This is a genomic window from Micromonospora sp. CA-111912 (assembly GCF_050948415.1).
GTDB lineage: Bacteria > Actinomycetota > Actinomycetes > Mycobacteriales > Micromonosporaceae > Micromonospora.
Genome location: NZ_CP192007.1, coordinates 216,608 through 234,973, shown reverse-complemented (window position 1 = coordinate 234,973; position 18,366 = coordinate 216,608). Strand labels below are relative to the sequence as shown.

Below are 18,366 nucleotides of genomic sequence, written 5' to 3'. Positions count from 1 at the left end.
GCTCGGGCAGGGGCGTCGGGTGGGCAGGCATCAGCGTGGACCTCCGGCTGGTCGGCAGGAAAGCGCCTCAGGCTAGCCAGGTGTCACCGGAGGCCGCGCAAGAAGGTACGCACGTCGGCAGCCAGGAGATCGGGAACCCTGATCGCCGGGAAGTGGCCGCCGCGCTCGAACTCCGACCATCAGCGCTCCAGGATCGCGGTCACGCCCTGGCCCCCCGCGGCGCAGATGGAGATCAGGCCCCGGCCGCTGCCCTTCTCCGTTAGCAGCTTCGCCAGGGTGGCCACGATCCGCCCGCCGGTGGCGGCGAACGGGTGCCCGGCGGCCAGCGACGAGCCGTTGACGTTGAGCCGGTCCCGGTCGATCGCGCCGAGCGGGGCGTCCAGGCCCAGCCGGTCCTTGCAGAACTCCGACGACTCCCAGGCGGCCAGGGTGGCCAGCACCTGGGAGGCGAACGCCTCGTGGATCTCGTAGTGGTCGAAGTCCTGCAACGTCAGCCCGGCCCGGGCCAGCATCCGGGGCACGGCGTACGCGGGGGCCATCAGCAGCCCCTCGTCGCCGTGCACGAAGTCCACGGCGGCCGTCTCGGACCAGCTGAACCAGGCGAGCACCGGGAGGCTGTGCTCGCGCGCCCACTCCTCGGACGCGAGCAGCACCGTCGACGCGCCGTCGGTGAGCGGCGAGGAGTTGCCGGCGGTCATGGTGGCCCGGTCGGCGTCCGGGCCCCTGTGCCCGAAGGCCGGCTTCAGCGAGCCGAGCTTCTCCAGGCTGGTGTCCGGGCGCAGGTTCTGGTCCCGGGTCAGCCCGAGGTACGGCGTCATCAGGTCGTCGAAGAACCCCCGCTCGTACGCGGCGGCGAGCCGCTGGTGGGAGCTCAGCGCCAGCTCGTCCTGGGCCTGCCGGTCGACGTCCCAGCGCAGCGCGGTGCGGGCGGCGTGCTCGCCCATCGACAGCCCGGTGCGCGGCTCGGCGTTGCGGGGGATCTCCGGCTGGAACGGCTGCGACGGGCGCAGCTTCGCGGCGATCCTCAGCCGCTCGCCGAGGGTCCGGGCGCTGTTGAGCCGGAGCAGGGTGCGGCGCATCTCCTCGTTGACCGCGAGCGGCGCGTCGGAGGTGGTGTCCACGCCGCCGGCGATGCCGACGTCGAGCTGCCCGAGGGCGATCTTGTTGGCGACCAGGATCACCGCCTCCAGGCCGGTGCCGCAGGCCTGCTGGATGTCGTACGCCGGGGTGCGCGGGTCGAGGCGGGAGCCGAGCACCACCTCGCGGGTCAGGTTGAAGTCCTTCGAGTGCTTCAGCACCGCCCCCGCGACGACCTCGCCGACCCGCTGCCCGGCCAGCCCGAACCGGGCCACCAGCCCGTCGAGCGCCGCGCCGAGCAGGTCCGCGTTGGACGCGCTGGCGTACCGGGAGTTGGACCGGGCGAAGGGGATGCGGTTGCCGCCGATGACCGCGACCCGCCGGATGCTCTGCACGATCCCGCCTCCAATTCAGGACTTGCCCACAACCTACTGGCCAGTAGGCTACGCCTATGACCGACAGGTACGCGAGTTTCGTCCGATCGGGGGCCGGCCGCGCGCTGGTCAAGCGCCTCGGGCTGCCCGACCCGCCACGACTGCGCCGGCACGCCCCCGGCGATCCGCTGGCCCCCGGGCCGGTGCTGCTCGGCGCGGCCACCGGCGGCCGGCTCGCCGAGCAGGTCGGCAAGATCATGACCGCCGCCGGGGTCGAGCTGGCCGACCCGGCCGCCGCGCCCGGCCCGGAGCGGCGACACGCCGCCCTGGTGTACGACGCCACCGGCATCACCGACTCCACCGGCCTGCGCCAGCTCCACGAGTTCTTCCACCCGCAGGCCCGCTCGGTGCTGCCCAGCGGTCGGGTGATCGTGCTGGGCACCCCGCCCCAGGAGTGCGGCTCGCCGCGCGAGGCGACCGCCCAGCGGGCCCTCGAGGGGCTGACCCGCAGCATCGGCAAGGAGTTCGGGCGGGGCGTGACCGCCCAGCTCGTCCACGTCACCCCGGCCGGAGACGCGGGCACGGGCACCGGCCTGGAGGCCACCCTGCGGTTCCTGCTCTCCGGCCGGTCCGCGTACGTCTCCGGGCAGGTGGTCCGGATCGGCGCGGGCCAGGCCGAGCCGCCGGCCGACTGGGACCGACCGTTGGACGGGCAGGTCGTCCTGGTCACCGGGGCGGCCCGGGGGATCGGCGCGGCGCTGGCCCGGGTGCTGGCCCGCGACGGGGCGAAGGTGGTCGCGCTGGACGTCCCGGCCGCCGGGGACGAACTGGCCGCCGTGGCCAACGGGATCGGCGGCACCGCCGTGCAGCTCGACCTGACCTCCCCGGACGCACCGACCCGGCTCGCCGACCACCTGGCCGGCCGGCACGGACACGTCGACGTGGTGGTGCACAACGCCGGCATCACCCGGGACAAGACCCTGGGCCGGATGGACGCCGACCGGTGGGACCAGGTGCTCGACGTGAACCTCTCCAGCCAGGAGCGGATCAACGACGTGCTGCTGGAGCGCGGGCTGATCCCGGCCGGCGGGCGGATCGTCTCGGTCTCCTCGATCGCCGGGATCGCCGGCAACCGGGGCCAGACCAACTACGCCACCTCCAAGGCCGGGGTGATCGGCCTGGTGCAGTCGCTCGCCCCGGTGCTGCGCGAGCGCGGGATCAGCGTGAACGCGGTCGCGCCCGGGTTCATCGAGACCCGGCTGACCGCCCGCATCCCGCTGGTGATCCGGGAGGCGGGCCGCCGGATGAACAGCATGTCCCAGGGCGGCCTGCCGGTGGACGTGGCCGAGACGATCGGCTGGCTGGCCTGGCCGGCCAGCGGCGCGGTCAGCGGCAACATCGTCCGGGTCTGCGGCCAGAGTCTGCTGGGGGCGTGATGGCCAGGACGGTCGTGGAGCTGCCCCGGTTGCCGCAGGCCGGCCCGCTGTACCGGCATGCCCTGCTCGGGGCCCTGCCCGGGGCTGGCCGCCGGCGCGGTGACGTGCTGCCCGGGGTCGAGCTGACCGTCGCCGGGGTCGCCGTCGACCGGGCGCACCTGGCCGACTACGACCGGGTCTGCGGGTTCCGGCTGACCGACCGGCTGCCGGCGACGTACCCGCACGTCATGGGCTTCCCGCTGGCGCTGCGGCTGATGACCGCGCCGGAGTTCCCGATGCCGCTGGTCGGCCTGGTGCACGTGGCCAACCGGATCACCGTGCACCGGCCCGTCGGGTCCGGCGAGACGCTGGACTTCCGGGCGTACGCCGAGGAGCTGCGCCCGCACGACCGGGGCCGGCAGGTCGACGTGGTGCTCGTCGGCTCGGTCGGCGGGGAGGAGGTGTGGCGGGGCGTCTCGACGTACCTCGGCAGGGAGCGCACGGCCGGCGACGGCGAGCGGCGCGACCGGAGCGAGCGGCCCCCGGCACCGGCCGCCACCGCGCACTGGCGGGTGACGCCCCGCGTGGGCACCGACTACGCCCGGGTCTCCGGCGACCACAACCCGATCCACACCTCCCGGCTCGGGGCGCGGCTGTTCGGGTTCCCGCGCCCGATCGCGCACGGCATGTGGAGCAAGGCGCGCTGCCTGGCCGCCCTGGAGAGCCGGCTGCCGGACGCGTACACGGTCGACGTGGCGTTCAAGCTGCCGGTGCCGCTGCCGTCCACGGTGGCCCTCAGCGCCACCGCCGACGGCGCGGCCTGGGCGTTCGCGCTGCACGACGCGCGCACCGGCCGCCCGCACCTGGCGGGCGCCGTCCGCTGACCGTCCACCCCTGCCGAGCCGGGGGCTTGCCGTTCACTCTTTCGTGGGCTAGGTTGTTCTCACATTGAGTTGTTCTCAGAGTGAGAGAGATGACGTGAACGAGCAGGAGTTCCTTGCCGCCTACGACCCGCGGGACCATCCGGCCGTCGCCGTGACCGTGGACGTGGTCGCGCTGACCATTCGCGAGGGCGCGCTGCACCTGCTGCTCGTCCGCCGGGGCGCGCCGCCGTTCGAGGGCCACTGGGCGCTGCCCGGCGGCTTCGTCCACCCCGACGAGGACCTCACCGCCGGGGCCCGCCGCGAGCTGGCCGAGGAGACCGGGCTCGGCGGCGAGCGGCTGGGCCGGATCCACCTGGAGCAGCTCGCCAGCTACGGCGCCCCCGACCGGGACCCCCGGATGCGGGTCGTCTCGGTGGCCCACCTCGCGTTCGCCCCCGACCTGCCGAACCCGGCCGCCGGCAGCGACGTCGACGAGGCGCTCTGGCTGCCGGTCAGCGCGCTGGCCAGCCGGCAGCTCGCCTTCGACCACGCCCGGGTCATCGAGGACGGGCTGGAGCGGGCGCGGTCCAAGCTGGAGTACACCCCGCTGGCCACCCGCTTCCTGGACGCCGAGTTCACCGTCACCGAGCTGCGCGCCGTCTACGAGACGGTCTGGGGGCACGCGCTGCACCCGGGCAACTTCCACCGCAAGGTGCTCTCCGTGCCGGGCTTCGTGGAGAGCACCGGCGCCAGCACCGAGCGCGGCGGCACCCGCGGCGGCCCGCGCGCCAAGCTCTACCGGGCCGGCGACGCCCGGCTGCTGCACCCGGCGCTGCTGCGCCCGGCCCGGGAGGAGACGGTGCGATGAGGACCGACGAGGCCATCCGGCTGGTCGCGGCGGCCCGCACCGACGCCGACCTGTTCGGTGCCGACGCGCCGGCACGCCGGTACCGCGAGCTGGTCGCGGCCCTGCACCCCGATCGGCTGGGTGCGCTCGACGAGGCGGTACGCGCCGAGGCCACCGACGCGTTCATGCAGGTAACCACCCGCTGGCGGGCCAGCCAGGTGTTCGTCCTCGGGGCGTACCGGCTCGGCCCGCTCGCCCACACCGGCGACCTGGCCGACCTGTACGACGTCGGGGCGGACCGGCTGCTCAAGCTGCCCCGCAACCCCACCGACAACGACCTGATGGCCCGCGAGGCGCACGCCCTGCGCACCGTCGAGGAACGGGGCGACCCGCGCTACCTGCCGTACGTGCCCCGGCTCGTCGACTCCTTCCGGCACCGGGACGCGGCGACCGGCGCGCAGCGGCAGATCAGCGTGCTGGCCACCGCGCCCGGCCTGCGCAGCCTGGACGAGGTGCGCCGGGCGTACCCGGACGGGCTGGACGCCCGGGACGCGGCCTGGATGTGGCGGCGGCTGCTGGTCGCCCTCGGCCTGGCCCACCGGGCCGGCGTGGTGCACGGTGCGGTGCTGCCCCGGCACGTGCTGATCGACCCCGACGGGCACGGCGTGGTGCTCGTGGACTGGTGCTTCTCGGTGGTCGGCGAGGGCGCGGTCCCGGCGCTGGTGCCCGGTCACGAGGACTGGTACCCGCCCGAGGCCGCCGCGAAGCGGCCCTGCGGGCCGGGCACCGACCTCGCGATGGCCGCCCGCTGCATGACCTGGCTGATGGGCGACCGCGCCCCGCGCGAACTGCGCGCCTTCGCCGACGGCTGCCGCCGCCCGGCCCTGAACTCCCGGCCCGACGACGCCTGGCGACTGCTCGGCGAGCTGGACGAGGTGCTGGAGCGGCTCTACGGGCCGCGCACCTTCCGACCCTTCACCCTCAACCCCTAGGGAGGCTGCCATGGGCAGTGGAATGTGGTCCACCGACGTGTACGACGCCGCCGACAGATACCGCCGGACCACCGGCAAGAGCGCGTTCTCCTACAGCGACAGCGGGGCGCGCACCGTGCACCCCGCCCTCGACCCGCGCGGTGCGATGCGGGAGAGCCGCGACTCGACCGAGCACCCGCAGTCGACGGCCATCTCGGTGCTGTTCGACGTGACCGGCTCGATGGGACACGTCCCGCGCACCCTCCAGACCAAGCTGCCGCAGCTGCTCGGGCTGCTGCTGCGCCAGGGGTACGCCCGCGACCCGCAGATCATGTTCGGCGCGATCGGTGACGCCACCTGCGACCGGGTGCCGTTGCAGATCGGCCAGTTCGAGTCGGACAACCGGATGGACGACGACCTCGGCCGGATCGTGCTGGAGGGCGGCGGTGGCGGCCAGATGACGGAGTCGTACGAGCTGGCCATGTACTACATGGCCCGGCACACGGTGGCCGACTGCTGGGAGAAGCGGGGCCGGCGCGGCTACCTGTTCGTCATCGGCGACGAGCTGGCCTACCCCAGGGTCGACCGACGGCAGGTGAGCCGCCTGATCGGCGACGACCTGGGCGAGGACGTGCCGCTGCGGCAGATCGTCGACGAGGTGACCCGCCGCTGGGACACGTACTACCTGCTCCCCGCCGGCAGCCACTACGCCGGCAACGCCAAGGTGCTGGACTTCTGGCGCGACCTGCTGGGGCAGAACGCCGTCGTGCTGGACGACCTGGACGCCGTCTGCGAGACCATCGCGCTGACCGTCGGCCTCGGCGAGCAGGCCGTCGACCTGGACCAGGGCCTGGCTGACCTGAAGCGGGCCGGCTCGACGGCCACCGGCACGGTGTCCAAGGCGCTGGCCCGGCTCCGCGGCGGCACGCGGGACCAGGTGTGCGCGCTGCCGGCTCCGTCGGCGCCGCCGTCGACCCGGGGGGTCACCCGGCTGTGAACCACGTGGCAGTGGTCGACCTCGGCTACGGCGACGCCGGCAAGGGCACCGTCGTGGACTGGCTGTGCGAGACGCGGCCGGTCCACACGGTGGTCCGCTTCAACGGGGGCGCGCAGGCGGCGCACAACGTCGTCCTGCGCGACGGTCGGCACCACACGTTCGCGCAGTTCGGGGCGGGAACGTTCCGCCCCGGGGTGCGGACCCACCTGGCGCGGCACGTGGTGGTGGACCCGCTGGCCCTGGCCGCCGAGGCCGACCACCTAGCCTCGGTCGGGGTGCCCGACGCGCTCGACCGACTCACGGTCGACGGGGAGGCGCTGCTGGCGACCCCGTACCACCGGGCCGCGAACCGGGCCCGGGAGCTGGCCCGGGGAGCCGACCGGCACGGCTCCTGCGGGCTGGGGGTGGGTGAGACCGTCGCGTACGGCCTCGCCCACCCCGACGAGGCGCCACGGGTGGCGGACTGTCGCACCCCGGCGGTGCTGCGCCGACGGCTCGCCGCGCTGCGGGACCGGCTGACCGCCGAACTCGGCCCGCTGGACGCCCCGCCGGTGGAGGACTGCCTGCCCGCGTTCAGCGGGTTCGCCGAACGGGTGGCGATCGTCGACCGGGCGTACCTGGCCGGGGTGCTGCGCGCCGGGACCTGCGTCTTCGAGGGGGCGCAGGGGGTGCTGCTCGACGAGTGGCACGGCTTCCACCCGTACACGACGTGGAGCACCACCACGTTCGCCAACGCCGAGGCCCTGCTCGCCGAGGCGGGCCAGCCCGGCGGGGCCGAGCGGCTGGGCGTGCTGCGGATCGCGACCACCCGGCACGGCCCCGGTCCACTGGTCACCGAGGATCCGACGCTGCCGCTGGCCGACCCGCGCAACCCGACCAACCCGTGGCAGGGGCGGTTCCGGTTCGGCCACTTCGACGCGGTCGCCCACCGGTACGCCCTGGCGGTGGCCGGCGGGGTCGACGGCCTCGCGCTCACCCACCTCGACCTGGCCGACCGGGGGCTGCGGATCTGCCGCCGCTACGACATCGCCGACCGGCTGGAGCCCGGCCCGCCCGGCGACCTGGACCGGCAGGCCGCGCTCACCGCCCGCCTGCTGGCGGCCCGCCCAATTTACGACGATCCGCCGCCCGTCGACTGGGCCGCAGCAGTGCAGGAGGCGCTCTCCGCCCCGGTCGTGCTCACCTCCCACTCGCCCACCGCCGAGGGCAAGGCGGCAAGGAGGGCACCTTCTAACGCCTTTTGTACAGGAAGGGCCCCTTCCTGACACTCGAGCGGCAGAGCATGAAGGGCATGCAGTCGGTGCTCGACCTGCTCCACGACACGGTCACCTCGCCGTGGGTCTATCTCGTGATCTTCCTGGTCACCGCGGTGGACGCCGTCTTCCCGGCGGTCCCCGGCGAGACGGTCGTGATCACCGCCGGGGTCTTCGCGGCGGCCGGGCAGCCAGACCTGACCGCGGTGATCGTGGTGGCGGCGGTCGGCGCACTGGCCGGCGACAACCTGTCGTACGCCATCGGCCGGGGCGGCGGCGCGCGCCGGCTGACCCGGCTGCCGGCGGAGAGCCGCCGACGGGCCGGATCGGAATGGGCCCGCCGGGCGGTGGACCGGCGCGGCGGCATCATCCTCATGACCGCCCGGTACGTGCCCGGCGGGCGCACGGCCGTGACCCTGACGATGGGCGCCGTGCGGTACCCGCTGCGGGCGTTCCTGCTCTTCGACACCCTCGCCGCCAGTTCCTGGGCGGTCTACTGCGGGCTGCTCGGCTACTTCGGCGGGCTGGCCTTCGAGCGGAATCCCGTCGCGGGCCTGCTGGCGGGCGTCGGGCTGTCGGTCGCGATCACCGGGCTGCTGGAGGCGATCCGCCGGCTGCGGGGCCGCGCCCACCGCCGTGCCGCCGGCCGGAGTTGAACAACAACGGTGGCCCGGCGCTAACGGTCGGCCGACGTGGGGCAGCCGGCCGAGCACGGGTGGCGCCGCCACGAGCGCGCCGCCCGTCGCGGATCTGCGGCGGGCGGCGCGGTTGGCGCGTGACGTCAGGAAACAACCACGTTGCTGTAGTAGTAGTGCAGAATCGTCTGGTAGGTCTTGCCCGCGTTCGCGAGATCACGCGAGCCGTACTGCGACATCCAGTCCCCGGTCACCCAGCCACCGCACGCGGTCGTGGTCGCGCAGTAGTGCGCCCGCAGGATGTTGCCGTTCCGGGTCATCCGGGTCGACCAGGTGCTGTCCACCGCGGAGGACGTCGACGTCTGCGCCGACGACGGCCGGTAGACCTGGTCGGCGGTGTCGTCACGGACGTCGTAGCACTGTCCGCCGGGGGTCTTCCGGGTCGAGTGCAGCGCCCAGTACCAGCCGTAGCTCTTGACGGCTACGGCACCGGCCTGCAGCGAGGCGCCCGGCCAGCTCGTCACCCACTCGTTCGGGAGGACGTTCTTGACGTACGTCTTGAAGTCGACCCGGTCGACTCGCCCGAGACCGACCCGGTAGACGAGGATGGTGCTCGGCAGCTTGCTGTTGGTGCCGTCGGTGGTGCAGCCCGTCGGCCCGCCCGCGCCCAGCAGCTCGTGCGAGGCGTTGTTGTTCTTCAGCGTGGCGTTGAGGTTGCCCTTCACCCCGGCCGCGAAGTCCTGGCTCGCACCGGCGAAGTTGCTGTTGAAGTAGACCCGCACGGTCTTGCTCGTGCGGTTCCACACCGACGCGGCGTTGTTCTTCACGCACACGCCCTGGCCGTTGCCCGCGCCCTTGAACTCGTAGCACGACGGCTGGGTCGTGCCGTAGTCGCCGAGCGACCCGGTGAAGTCCGAGACCGAGCCGGCCTCGTCGCTGTTGTAGTAGTAGCAGAACTCACCGCTGTCGCAGACCCCGTCCCGGCCGGCGGCGGACGCCGCGACCGGCGCCACCGCGACGCCGACGAGCGTCGCCACCAGGACTGCCAGGATGCCCGGAACTCTCCTCAGGATGGTCATTCGCGGCCGCCGATCAGAAGTGGATCAGTTGCTGGAAGTTGGCCTGGGCTGCTCAGGTGCACGTGCGAGCGCATGCCGGGTCACCAGCCGCTCGGGACGTAGGCCCAGCCCAGGTAGTCGGACCGCTGCCGGAACGAGTTGGTCTGGTAGACGCTCGGTCCGGTGCTGATGGCGCTGTTGCCGCCGATCGAGAGCATGACGTGCCCGGCATACGTGGTGGACGTGAAGAACACGGCCGTTCCGGCCGGCGGCACCGAGCCGGTGTGAATACGCCCGTTGCTCTTCTGCCAGTTGTAGTGCGTGAGCGCCGTGGCGAACCGGCCGCTGGTGCCGAACGCCCGCTCGACGAACAGCTCACACTGGTTGTTCCAGTCGGTGTGCCCGAGCCGCGCCCTCGCGAACGCGACAGCCTCGGACGCGCGCGGGTCGGCCGGGTAGGTGCCGCCGCCGGAGCCGACGATGTCGTGCGAGGCGTTGTTGTTCTTCAGCGTGGCGTTGAGGTTGCCCTTCACCCCGGCCGCGAAGTCCTGGCTCGCACCGGCGAAGTTGCTGTTGAAGTAGACCCGAATGGTCGTGCTGGTGCGGTTCCACACCGACGCGGCGTTGTTCTTCACGCACACGCCCTGGCCGTTGCCCGCGCCCTTGAACTCGTAGCACGACGGCTGGGTCGTGCCGTAGTCGCCGAGCGACCCGGTGAAGTCCGAGACCGAGCCGGCCTCGTCGCTGTTGTAGTAGTAGCAGAACTCACCGCTGTCGCAGACCCCGTCCCGGGCCGCCGCCGACGCCGGCGAGGCGACGCTCACGATGGAGGTGGTCATGGCGAGCGCGGCGCCGACGACGGCGAGACTCTTGCGGATGTTCATGGTGTCCTCTCTTGGACAGTGAGCGATGGTTGGTGGATCGGGTCGGATGCGGGTCACTGCCCGCGCTGGTACTGCTCCCAGGTCTTGATCGGGATCCGGGGGCCGTCGTCCGGGCCACGGTTGGCCAGGCCGTTCATGCCGAGGTAGTAGTCGCCGGCCTGGTGCTGCGCCTGGCTGGACAGGTCCGTGTCGTTGATCGCCACGGCGTGGATGTGCCACGGCCAGTCACCCTGACTCGGGTTACGGACCCAGGCTGCGAAGCCGACCTGGCGTAGAGCCCCGACGACGGCGGTACGCGTGGCTGCGGTCATGCCGGTGACCGCGATGTCCACCACGCCCCCGCCGTCGTGTGTACCGGCCGAGGTCGGGTCGCCCCCGGGGTTGTACGAGCCCTGCTCGAGCACCAGGGTGCGACCGAGCAGACGCTCCGCCTCGGCCAGCATCGCTTCAGTACGGGCGTCGACGACGTACTCGTCGCGCTGGACCTTCGCGCCCGGGCCGATCGTGTTGCCGACGGTGTACCGGTTCCGCCCGAGCTTCGTCAGCGACGTCGTGCCGGGCAACCCGTTCGCGGCCAGGCCGGTGTATCCGAGCGAGCGCTGGTAGGCCGCGTACGCCGAGATGGTCGCGGTGCCGAAGTAGCCGTCGACCCACTGCGCGTTGAGCAGGTTCTGGGCCTGGAGCGCCTGCTCGACGGCGAGCACGGAACTCTTCGCGCCCGGGGTCAGCGTGTCGTCGTCACGGCGGGGGTCGATCTGGGCGGCCAGGACGGTGGCCTCCATGTCCACGACAGACCGCCCGGCCATGGTGACGGTCCGCTGCGCTGTGGCGCCGGATGTCGCGGCCGATGCATGGGCCGGGACGCCGACGGCCACGCAGAGCGTGGCGAGCCCGACGGCTAACCAGGGACGGTGCATTGTCAGTCCTCCTCGTAGGTAGTGAGTCGCTCGGAACGAACATCACTCTGCGAGAAGGGGCCTGTTGTTCGGTACCCCCGCTGTCCTGTCAGATCCGTGCGGCCGTCATCGACCTCGGTAAATTCGGTGTTGTCAGCTTGAGTGGCACCCGGGACTTACATCGGACATGCGCACTCTGACACCGGTCGGGGCGAGCCGGAACCCGGGAGATCGACCAGGGCGGCGGCTCGGCGGGCTTGACCGAGGCTGTCGCCAGACGCAGTCAGGCGGTGACGGTGACCTCGAAGTAAATTGGCCGGCGGCTGGGAAAGTAGGCCCGCCCGTGCTCGTCGACGATCTTCCAGCTGACCCAGCACTTCCCGGGGCGGCTCGGCGCGACGACCGGAACACTGATCTTCACCTGCTCGCCGGGCGGCGTGTCGCCGATCGCCACCCGATCCGGTACCTGGCAACCGTCATCGTCACCGGTGGGGTTCATCCGCGCCAGGAAGCGGTTGTGCCAATCGACCGATCCCACGTTCGCGAGCGCCCACACCTTCACGAAGTGGGCGTTCACCTTCACCCGCGTGCCGTCGGGGATGGTGACGTCGGCGACGAACTGGCTCGAGTCCCCGGGAATCAACGCGTCCGAGAACCCTGCCGCTGACGGCGACGCCGCCACGGCGCCGGGGCCGTCCGGGGACGACAGGCCGCGGACGGTGACGCTTAGGACGGCGACCACCGCCACCGCCACCACGACGGCGAGCCACCGCAACCGGTGCCGTCGCGCACCCGTGACCTCGTCCTCCGCCGCCTGCGGATGCTCCGCGGCCCGCAGCGCGCGTTGGCCCACCGGCACGAGGTCCGAAGACGCGGCGACGCCGGACACGGCGGGCCCACCGGCCGCCGGAGTGTCCACGGCGTGCGACGTCTCGGCGGCCACCACGCCGGACGTCATCGTGTCCAGGGCACCCCGAGTTTCGACCGCGGCCGAGGAATCGGTGCTGACCGGCATCAGGTCGCCGTCCGGGACGGGGTGTCCCGTCCCCGGGCTCTGAGCGTCCTCCCATCGGCGCCGCCACTGGACCTCGTCCGCCTCGCAGGCCCGGACGAACTCGCGCGTGGTCTCCCACGAGGGGAACCTGGTCCCGGCGGCAGCCTCGTGCAGCGTCGTGTGCGAGATGCGGCCCGACCGCCCAGCCATCTTCCGGAATGACGGGTTGCCCACGCCGGTCCGCAGTGTTCGCAACTGATCGGCGAACCTCTCGGCGGCCATACCGTCCTGAATCGACTCGGCGGCAGCACGCTGGTCTTCCATTCATCCCCCCATGTCAGACGCCGTCGTCAGTGTTGTCAGAGCGGTGTAAGAGGTACCGAACGGGCCTCGACGGCCATCATCGCCATGGATGACGATACCGGGCGCGACGGTCCCGGTACATTGAAGGACGTCACGGCTCCAGCGCCGCCCACTGAGCGTCGGCCAGGTCGCGTCGCCTCGTCATCGCAAAGGTGGCTACGAGGGCCCCGGCATTCACGGTTCGTCGTGGCCGATGGACCCCCTACCGGAGACCTCGCCGTCTATCGATCAGCGACACGCCGACGCCGGATCAGACGATGTCCGCTTTCTGAAACACGGCCCAGTTCCATCGAATAACAAACTCGCACTCTGGACCGGGCGGAACTCGGCCACCGAAAACCGCCCGCCGACGGTTTCCCGCCGGGCTACTGCTGCGGCGGACGCCAGGTGCTGCCGCGCAGGAGTTGGTCGGCGCCGAGCCAGGCGACGTTCATCATCCGGGTGGCGGTCTTCTCCGGGTCGGCCTCCGGGTGGTCGGCTAGCCAGTCGGCGAGTGACTCGCTCGCGCCGACCAGGGCGTACGCGACGACCTCCAGGTCCGTTGCGCTCACCTCGCGCCCCCGAGCGCGCAGCGCGTGCTCGAGCATCCCGGCGACCACCTCCACGAGCCGGGCCCGCATGGCGGCCAGTTCCCCGGCGAACGGCTGCGAGCCCCGGGCCTGCCGGTAGAGCACCGCCCAACCGTCCCGGTGCGCCCCGACGAAGCCGAAGAACGCCCGCAGCCCGCGCCAGAGCCGCTCGTCGGCGGTTAGGTCGGGGGCGGCGGCCCCGGCGATCGCCTCCGTCATCCGGGTGCCCTCGCGGTGCAGGCAGGCGACGAAGAGCTCCTCCTTGGTGCCGAGGTATGCGTAGACCATGGGCTTGGAGATGCCGGCGACCTCGGCGATCTCGTCCATGCTGGCCGCGTGGAAGCCGCGCCGGGAGAAGACCCGGACGGCCGCGTCGAGCATCTGCTGCTCGCGTACGGCCCGGGGCAGGCGCTTGAAGGTGGGGGTGCTGGGCACCTTGCGAGCATACCTACTCATGCGTAAGGTTACGCTTGAGTAACCACATTCGCCGCCCGAGAGGTGCATCTCCCATGACCGACTTCGACCCGGCAGACTTCGCCAACTACGGCCCGAAGGAGTTCGCCCAGCTGGTCAAGTCCACCCCCGACGACAAGATCGCCGAGGTGATGTCCGGCGACCTGCGCGGCAAGGTCCTGAGCGAGGTCTTCGGCCGGATGCCCTCGCTGTTCCGCGCCGACCGGGCCGGCGCCACCAACGCGGTGATCCACTGGAACATCACCGGCCGCCCCGACGGTGGCACCGACACGTACGAGATCGCCATCGCCGACGGCGCCTGCGTGGTCAACGAGACCCCGCAGCACGACCCGAAGCTGAGCCTCACCATGGGCCCGGTCGAGTTCCTGAAGATCGTCTCCGGCGGGGCCAACCCGGTCATGATGTTCATGACCGGCAAGCTGAAGGCCAAGGGCGACCTGGGCCTGGCCGCCAACATCGCCAACCTGTTCGACATCCCCAAGGGCTGACATGGCCGAGTTCTCGCTCGACCTGAACGAGGAACAGCGGGACCTGCGGGACTGGGTGCACGGCTTCGCCGCCGAGGTCGTGCGCCCGGCCGCCGCCGAGTGGGACGAACGGGAGGAGACCCCCTGGCCCGTCATCCAGGAGGCGGCGAAGGTCGGCCTGTACGGCTTCGAGTTCCTCGCCACCTGCTGGGCCGATCCCACCGGCCTGTCCCTCCCGATCGCCAGCGAGGAGCTCTTCTGGGGCGACGCCGGCATCGGCCTGGGCATCTTCGGCACCTCCCTCGCGGTGGCCGCCATCTACGGCGCGGGCACCCCCGACCAGCTCGTCGAGTGGGTCCCGCAGTGCTTCGGCGACGTCGACTCACCCGCCGTCGCGGCGTTCTGCACCACCGAGCCGGAGGCCGGCTCCGACGTCGGCGCGATGCGCACCCGGGCCGTCTACGACGAGGCCACCGACGAGTGGGTGCTGCGCGGGCAGAAGGCGTACGCCACCAACGGTGGGATCGCCGGGGTGCACGTGGTCACCGCCTCGATCGACCCGACGCTCGGCTCGCGCGGCCAGGCCGCGTTCGTCGTACCGCCGGGCACCGCCGGGCTGACCGGGACCCGGAAGCTGCGCAAGCTGGGGCTGCGCGCCTCGCACACGGCGGACGTCTTCCTCGACGACGTCCGGGTGCCGGGCCGCTGCCTGCTCGGCGGGCGGGAGGCCCTCCTGGAGCGGCTCGACCGGGCCCGCTCCGGCCAGCGCGCCTCCGGCCAGGCCGCGATGCGCACCTTCGAGCTGTCCCGGCCAACCGTCGGCGCGCAGGCGCTCGGCGTGGCCCGGGCCGCCTACGAGTACGCCCTCGACTACGCGAAGGACCGGGTCCAGTTCGGTCGGCCGATCATCGAGAACCAGGCCGTCGCGTTCGCGCTGGCCGACATGAGAATGGAGATCGACGCGGCCCGGCTGCTGGTCTGGCGGGCGTCCTGGATGGGTCGCAACAACCGCCCGTTCACCGCCGGCGAGGGCTCGATGTCCAAGCTCAAGGCCGGCGAGGTGGCCGTGTCGGTCACCGAGAAGGCGGTCCAGTTGCTCGGCGGGGCCGGATTCCTGCGGGACCACCCGGTCGAGCGCTGGTACCGGGACGCGAAGATCTACACCATCTTCGAGGGCACCTCGGAGATCCAGCGGCTGGTCATCTCCCGGGCCATCTCCGGCGTGCACATCCGCTGACCCCCCGAAGCAGACCCGCACCGCCAGAGGAGGCCGTGCATGGACCTGCCGTTCGTCGTCGCCACGCTGATCCGGCGCGGGCTGCTCACCCCGGGCCGGCCGACCCGGATCGCCTCCCAGCTCGGCGCGCTACGCAAGTGGGGTTGGAGCCTCGCCGGCGAGCTGCGCCAGGCCGCCGCCCGGGACCCGGGCCGCACCGCCGTCGTCGACGAGCTGGGCGCGGAGCTGACGTACCGGGACCTGTTGGACCGGGCCGAGCGGCTGGCGAAGTCGCTGCGCGGCGTGCTCGGCATCCAGGCCGGGGACCGGATCGGGCTGCTCTGCCGCAACCACCACGGGTTGATCGAGGCCATGGTCGCCACCACCCTGCTCGGCGCGGACGCGGTGCTGGTCAACTCCGGGCTCTCCGCCGCGCAGCTCGCCACCGTCGCCGAGGAGCAGGCGCTCAAGGTCCTGGTGCACGACGCCGAGTTCGCCGACCGGCTCCCCGGCCTTCCCGCCGGGCTGCACCGGGTCGACGAGGCCCGGCTGGAGGAGCTGGTCACGTGGGCGCAGCCCGGCGACCTCCGGCCGCCGCCGCGCGAGGGCCGGACCATCGTGCTGACCTCCGGCACGACCGGCGCGCCCAAGGGGGCCCGCCGGCCCACCCCGCACGGCTTCGGCCCGCTGGTGTCCATCATCGACCGCATCCCGCTGCACGTCCGGCACACCGTGCTGATCGCCGCGCCGCTGTTCCACACCTGGGGGTACGCCGCCCTCCAGGTCTGCTTCGCCCTGCGGGCGACCATCGTGCTGCACCGCCGCTTCGACCCGGCCGCCACGCTGGACGCGCTGGCGGCGCAGCGCTGCGACGCCATGTTCGCGGTGCCGGTGATGGTGCAGCGGCTGATGGAGGTGCCCCCGCCCGGCCGGAGGCCGGCGCTGAAGGTGGTCGCGGTCAGCGGTTCCGCGCTGCCCGGCGGGCTCGCCACGAGGTTCATGGACGCCTACGGCGACGTCCTCTACAACCTGTACGGCTCCACCGAGGTCTCCTGGGCGTCCATCGCGGGCCCCGCCGACCTACGACGGGCCCCCACCACCGCCGGCCGGCCGCCGCACGGCACCCGGCTGCGGATCCTCGACGAGGAGGGGCGGCAGGTCCCCGACAGCCAGGTCGGCCGGATCTTCGTGGGCAACGAGATGCTGTTCGAGGGCTACACCTCGGGGGCGGGACGGGAGAGCCGGGACGGGCTGCTGGACACCGGGGACCTCGGCCGGGTCGGCGTCGACGGGCTCCTCTTCGTCGACGGGCGAGCCGACGACATGATCGTCTCCGGCGGGGAGAACGTCTTCCCGTCCGAGGTGGAGGACCTGATCGCCCGGCTCCCCCAGGTCCGGGAGGCTGCCGTGATCGGCGTGCCGGACCCGGAGTACGGCCAGCGACTGGCCGCGTTCCTCGCCCTGCACCCCGGCGAGACGCTGGACCCGGAGCCGGTCCGCGAGTACGTCCGGCACTACCTGGCCCGGTTCTCCGTGCCCCGGGACGTGGTCTTCGTGAAGTACCTGCCGCGCAACGCCACCGGCAAGGTGCTCAGCCGCGAGCTGCGCCGCTACTACGACTGACCGGGTCTCCCCCGGCCGCGCCACCAGCACGGCCCGGGGGTTCTCCCCCGGCCGTCGACCGGGCACACCAGGGACTCACCCGAGCCACCGGCCGGGGTGCGCCGGGTGACTCTCCCGGATGCCCCGGGCTCTCCCCGGCGGGCAGGCTCGACGGCATGAAAACCACGAATCGCCGGACCCTCCTCGTCGCCACGGCGCTCGGCGCCCTGCTGACCGTCGCCGCCCCCGGCGCGGCCTACGCCGCCCCACCCACCGCCGACCCTGCCGCCGCTGGCTCCGTGGCTGCCGGGGCGGCGGCGCTCGGCCGGGGCGGCGCCGACTGCCGGCCCGGCACCCTCGACCCCAACCCCCTCCGGGCGACGATCACCGGCCTACCCAGCGCCGACGCGACCAGCGCCCAGGTGCGGATCACCACCCCGGAGGGCTGCTGGACGGGCACCAGCGGCGTACGGGACCTGCGGGCCCAGGCCCCGGTGCCGCCGCACGCGCGGTTCCGGGTGGGCAGCGCCACCAAGGTCTTCACCGCCGCCCTGGTGCTCCAGCTCGCCGCCGAGGGGCGGGTCGACCTCGACGGGCCGGTGCAGGGATACCTGCCCGGCCTGCTGCCCGCCGACTACCCGACCGTGACCGTCCGCCAGCTGCTCGACCACACCAGTGGCATCCCCAGCCCGACGATGCCGGGCGGCATCGAGTGGCAGCTCGCCCACCGGTACGACCGGTGGACCCCGGAACAGATCGTCCGGCGCGGGCTGGACAACGACCGCAATTTCGAGCCCGGAGACAAGCAGCACTACACCAACATGGGCTACATCGTCGCCGGCCTGCTGATCGAGAAGGTCACCGGCCACTCGTACGAGGCGGAGCTGGACCGGCGGATCGCCCGGCCGCTCGGCCTGCGGGACACGTACGCGCCGGGTGACGACCCGCGCATCCGCGGTCCACACGCGCACGGCTACCAGGCCGTGGTACGCGGCGGGGTGACCGAGCTGGTGGACGCGACCACCTGGAGCCAGACCTTCACCCCGGCCTCCGGGAACGTCATCTCCAGCCTCGCCGACCTGGACACCTTCATCACGGCGCTGTTCACCGGCCGGGTGGTGCCGGAGCCGCAGCTCACTGAGATGTTCACCCTCCCGCGGGTGGACGACGTCGAGGGCGGGCCGGCCCGGTACAGCGCCGGGCTGACCGCCATGCCGCTGCCGAACGGCGAGACCCTGTGGGCCAAGACCGGCTCCCGGTTCGGCTACCTGGCCGCCGTGGCCTCCACCCGGGACGGCCGGTTCCGGGTGGAGTACTCGATCACCGCGACGAACGCCAAGGGCGAGGAGCTGAGCGCCACCGCCCAGGCCGTCATCGGCGCCGCCCTCGGCATGCTCTGACCCACGCCCGC

17 protein-coding genes are annotated in these 18,366 nt (G+C 72.8%); 11 read left to right on the top strand and 6 right to left on the bottom strand.

What is annotated here, in order from left to right; genetic code table 11:
* Positions 1–179: 179 nt before the first annotated feature.
* Complete coding sequence (locus ACQPZO_RS01095) at positions 180–1,472, bottom strand: acetyl-CoA C-acetyltransferase (RefSeq protein ID WP_433346213.1); 1,293 nt, start codon at positions 1,470–1,472, stop codon at positions 180–182.
* A gap of 56 nt (positions 1,473–1,528) precedes the next feature.
* Here ACQPZO_RS01095 and ACQPZO_RS01090 point away from each other — a divergent pair, with 56 nt between their 5' ends.
* The 7 genes from ACQPZO_RS01090 (at position 1,529) to ACQPZO_RS01060 (ending at position 8,453) form a co-directional block, all read left to right on the top strand.
* Complete coding sequence (locus ACQPZO_RS01090; protein ID WP_433346211.1) at positions 1,529–2,887, top strand: 3-oxoacyl-ACP reductase; 1,359 nt, start codon at positions 1,529–1,531, stop codon at positions 2,885–2,887.
* Positions 2,887–3,750 (top strand): MaoC/PaaZ C-terminal domain-containing protein, encoded by an 864-nt coding sequence (locus tag ACQPZO_RS01085; RefSeq protein ID WP_433346209.1) that lies wholly within the window; start codon positions 2,887–2,889, stop codon positions 3,748–3,750. Before ACQPZO_RS01090 ends, ACQPZO_RS01085 begins: the two co-directional genes overlap by 1 nt.
* A 94-nt stretch (positions 3,751–3,844) precedes the next feature.
* Positions 3,845–4,597 (top strand): NUDIX hydrolase, encoded by a 753-nt coding sequence (locus ACQPZO_RS01080; protein WP_433346207.1) that lies wholly within the window; start codon positions 3,845–3,847, stop codon positions 4,595–4,597.
* On the top strand, positions 4,594–5,568 hold the full coding sequence (locus tag ACQPZO_RS01075) for a serine/threonine protein kinase (protein ID WP_433346205.1): 975 nt from the start codon (positions 4,594–4,596) through the stop codon (positions 5,566–5,568). Before ACQPZO_RS01080 ends, ACQPZO_RS01075 begins: the two co-directional genes overlap by 4 nt.
* 10 nt (positions 5,569–5,578) lie before the next feature.
* Positions 5,579–6,544, top strand: coding sequence for a hypothetical protein (locus tag ACQPZO_RS01070; protein WP_433346203.1), 966 nt, complete (start codon positions 5,579–5,581; stop codon positions 6,542–6,544).
* Positions 6,541–7,809 carry an adenylosuccinate synthetase gene (locus tag ACQPZO_RS01065; protein WP_433346201.1) on the top strand — a complete coding sequence of 423 codons (1,269 nt, stop codon included), beginning with the start codon at positions 6,541–6,543 and terminating at the stop codon, positions 7,807–7,809. Before ACQPZO_RS01070 ends, ACQPZO_RS01065 begins: the two co-directional genes overlap by 4 nt.
* 26 nt (positions 7,810–7,835) lie before the next feature.
* Positions 7,836–8,453: a DedA family protein gene (locus ACQPZO_RS01060; RefSeq protein ID WP_433350704.1), complete on the top strand. Its 618-nt coding sequence runs from the start codon at positions 7,836–7,838 to the stop codon at positions 8,451–8,453.
* A 125-nt stretch (positions 8,454–8,578) separates the two neighbouring features.
* Here ACQPZO_RS01060 and ACQPZO_RS01055 read toward each other — a convergent pair whose 3' ends face one another.
* The 5 genes from ACQPZO_RS01055 to ACQPZO_RS01035 all read right to left on the bottom strand — a co-directional run bounded on the left by ACQPZO_RS01055 (position 8,579) and on the right by ACQPZO_RS01035 (position 13,631).
* Entirely contained in the window at positions 8,579–9,511 is a 933-nt protein-coding gene (locus tag ACQPZO_RS01055) for a SpoIID/LytB domain-containing protein (protein WP_433346199.1), read from the bottom strand.
* 80 nt (positions 9,512–9,591) lie between these two features.
* Positions 9,592–10,374, bottom strand: a complete 783-nt coding sequence (locus ACQPZO_RS01050) for a peptidase inhibitor family I36 protein (RefSeq protein ID WP_433346197.1) — start codon at positions 10,372–10,374, stop codon at positions 9,592–9,594.
* A 53-nt stretch (positions 10,375–10,427) separates the two neighbouring features.
* Positions 10,428–11,180, bottom strand: a complete 753-nt coding sequence (locus ACQPZO_RS01045; protein ID WP_433346195.1) for a peptidoglycan-binding domain-containing protein — start codon at positions 11,178–11,180, stop codon at positions 10,428–10,430.
* 373 nt (positions 11,181–11,553) lie between these two features.
* Entirely contained in the window at positions 11,554–12,159 is a 606-nt protein-coding gene (locus tag ACQPZO_RS01040; RefSeq protein WP_433346193.1) for an NBR1-Ig-like domain-containing protein, read from the bottom strand.
* 833 nt (positions 12,160–12,992) lie between these two features.
* Complete coding sequence (locus ACQPZO_RS01035; RefSeq protein ID WP_433346191.1) at positions 12,993–13,631, bottom strand: TetR/AcrR family transcriptional regulator; 639 nt, start codon at positions 13,629–13,631, stop codon at positions 12,993–12,995.
* A 74-nt stretch (positions 13,632–13,705) separates the two neighbouring features.
* Here ACQPZO_RS01035 and ACQPZO_RS01030 point away from each other — a divergent pair, with 74 nt between their 5' ends.
* From ACQPZO_RS01030 to ACQPZO_RS01015, 4 genes are all read left to right on the top strand, one after another.
* Positions 13,706–14,158, top strand: coding sequence for an SCP2 sterol-binding domain-containing protein (locus tag ACQPZO_RS01030; RefSeq protein ID WP_433346189.1), 453 nt, complete (start codon positions 13,706–13,708; stop codon positions 14,156–14,158).
* 1 nt (position 14,159) lies between these two features.
* Positions 14,160–15,374 (top strand): acyl-CoA dehydrogenase family protein, encoded by a 1,215-nt coding sequence (locus ACQPZO_RS01025; RefSeq protein WP_433346187.1) that lies wholly within the window; start codon positions 14,160–14,162, stop codon positions 15,372–15,374.
* A 39-nt stretch (positions 15,375–15,413) separates the two neighbouring features.
* On the top strand, positions 15,414–16,976 hold the full coding sequence (locus tag ACQPZO_RS01020; RefSeq protein WP_433346185.1) for an AMP-binding protein: 1,563 nt from the start codon (positions 15,414–15,416) through the stop codon (positions 16,974–16,976).
* Between the two features lie 155 nt (positions 16,977–17,131).
* A complete protein-coding gene (locus tag ACQPZO_RS01015; protein WP_433346183.1) occupies positions 17,132–18,355 on the top strand; it encodes a serine hydrolase domain-containing protein in 1,224 nt (407 codons plus the stop codon).
* Positions 18,356–18,366 lie beyond the last annotated feature (11 nt).

Bases quoted from the DNA above. Each gene is read 5' to 3' on its own strand.
- ACQPZO_RS01090 (WP_433346211.1), top strand. From the start codon at position 1,529: ATGACCGACAGGTACGCGAGTTTCGTCCGATCGGGGGCCGGCCGCGCG.
- ACQPZO_RS01085 (WP_433346209.1), top strand. From the start codon at position 2,887: ATGGCCAGGACGGTCGTGGAGCTGCCCCGGTTGCCGCAGGCCGGCCCG.
- ACQPZO_RS01075 (WP_433346205.1), top strand. From the start codon at position 4,594: ATGAGGACCGACGAGGCCATCCGGCTGGTCGCGGCGGCCCGCACCGAC.
- ACQPZO_RS01070 (WP_433346203.1), top strand. From the start codon at position 5,579: ATGGGCAGTGGAATGTGGTCCACCGACGTGTACGACGCCGCCGACAGA.
- ACQPZO_RS01060 (WP_433350704.1), top strand. From the start codon at position 7,836: ATGCAGTCGGTGCTCGACCTGCTCCACGACACGGTCACCTCGCCGTGG.
- ACQPZO_RS01055 (WP_433346199.1), bottom strand. From the start codon at position 9,511: ATGACCATCCTGAGGAGAGTTCCGGGCATCCTGGCAGTCCTGGTGGCG.
- ACQPZO_RS01050 (WP_433346197.1), bottom strand. From the start codon at position 10,374: ATGAACATCCGCAAGAGTCTCGCCGTCGTCGGCGCCGCGCTCGCCATG.
- ACQPZO_RS01045 (WP_433346195.1), bottom strand. From the start codon at position 11,180: ATGGCCGGGCGGTCTGTCGTGGACATGGAGGCCACCGTCCTGGCCGCC.
- ACQPZO_RS01030 (WP_433346189.1), top strand. From the start codon at position 13,706: ATGACCGACTTCGACCCGGCAGACTTCGCCAACTACGGCCCGAAGGAG.
- ACQPZO_RS01025 (WP_433346187.1), top strand. From the start codon at position 14,160: ATGGCCGAGTTCTCGCTCGACCTGAACGAGGAACAGCGGGACCTGCGG.
- ACQPZO_RS01020 (WP_433346185.1), top strand. From the start codon at position 15,414: ATGGACCTGCCGTTCGTCGTCGCCACGCTGATCCGGCGCGGGCTGCTC.
- ACQPZO_RS01015 (WP_433346183.1), top strand. From the start codon at position 17,132: ATGAAAACCACGAATCGCCGGACCCTCCTCGTCGCCACGGCGCTCGGC.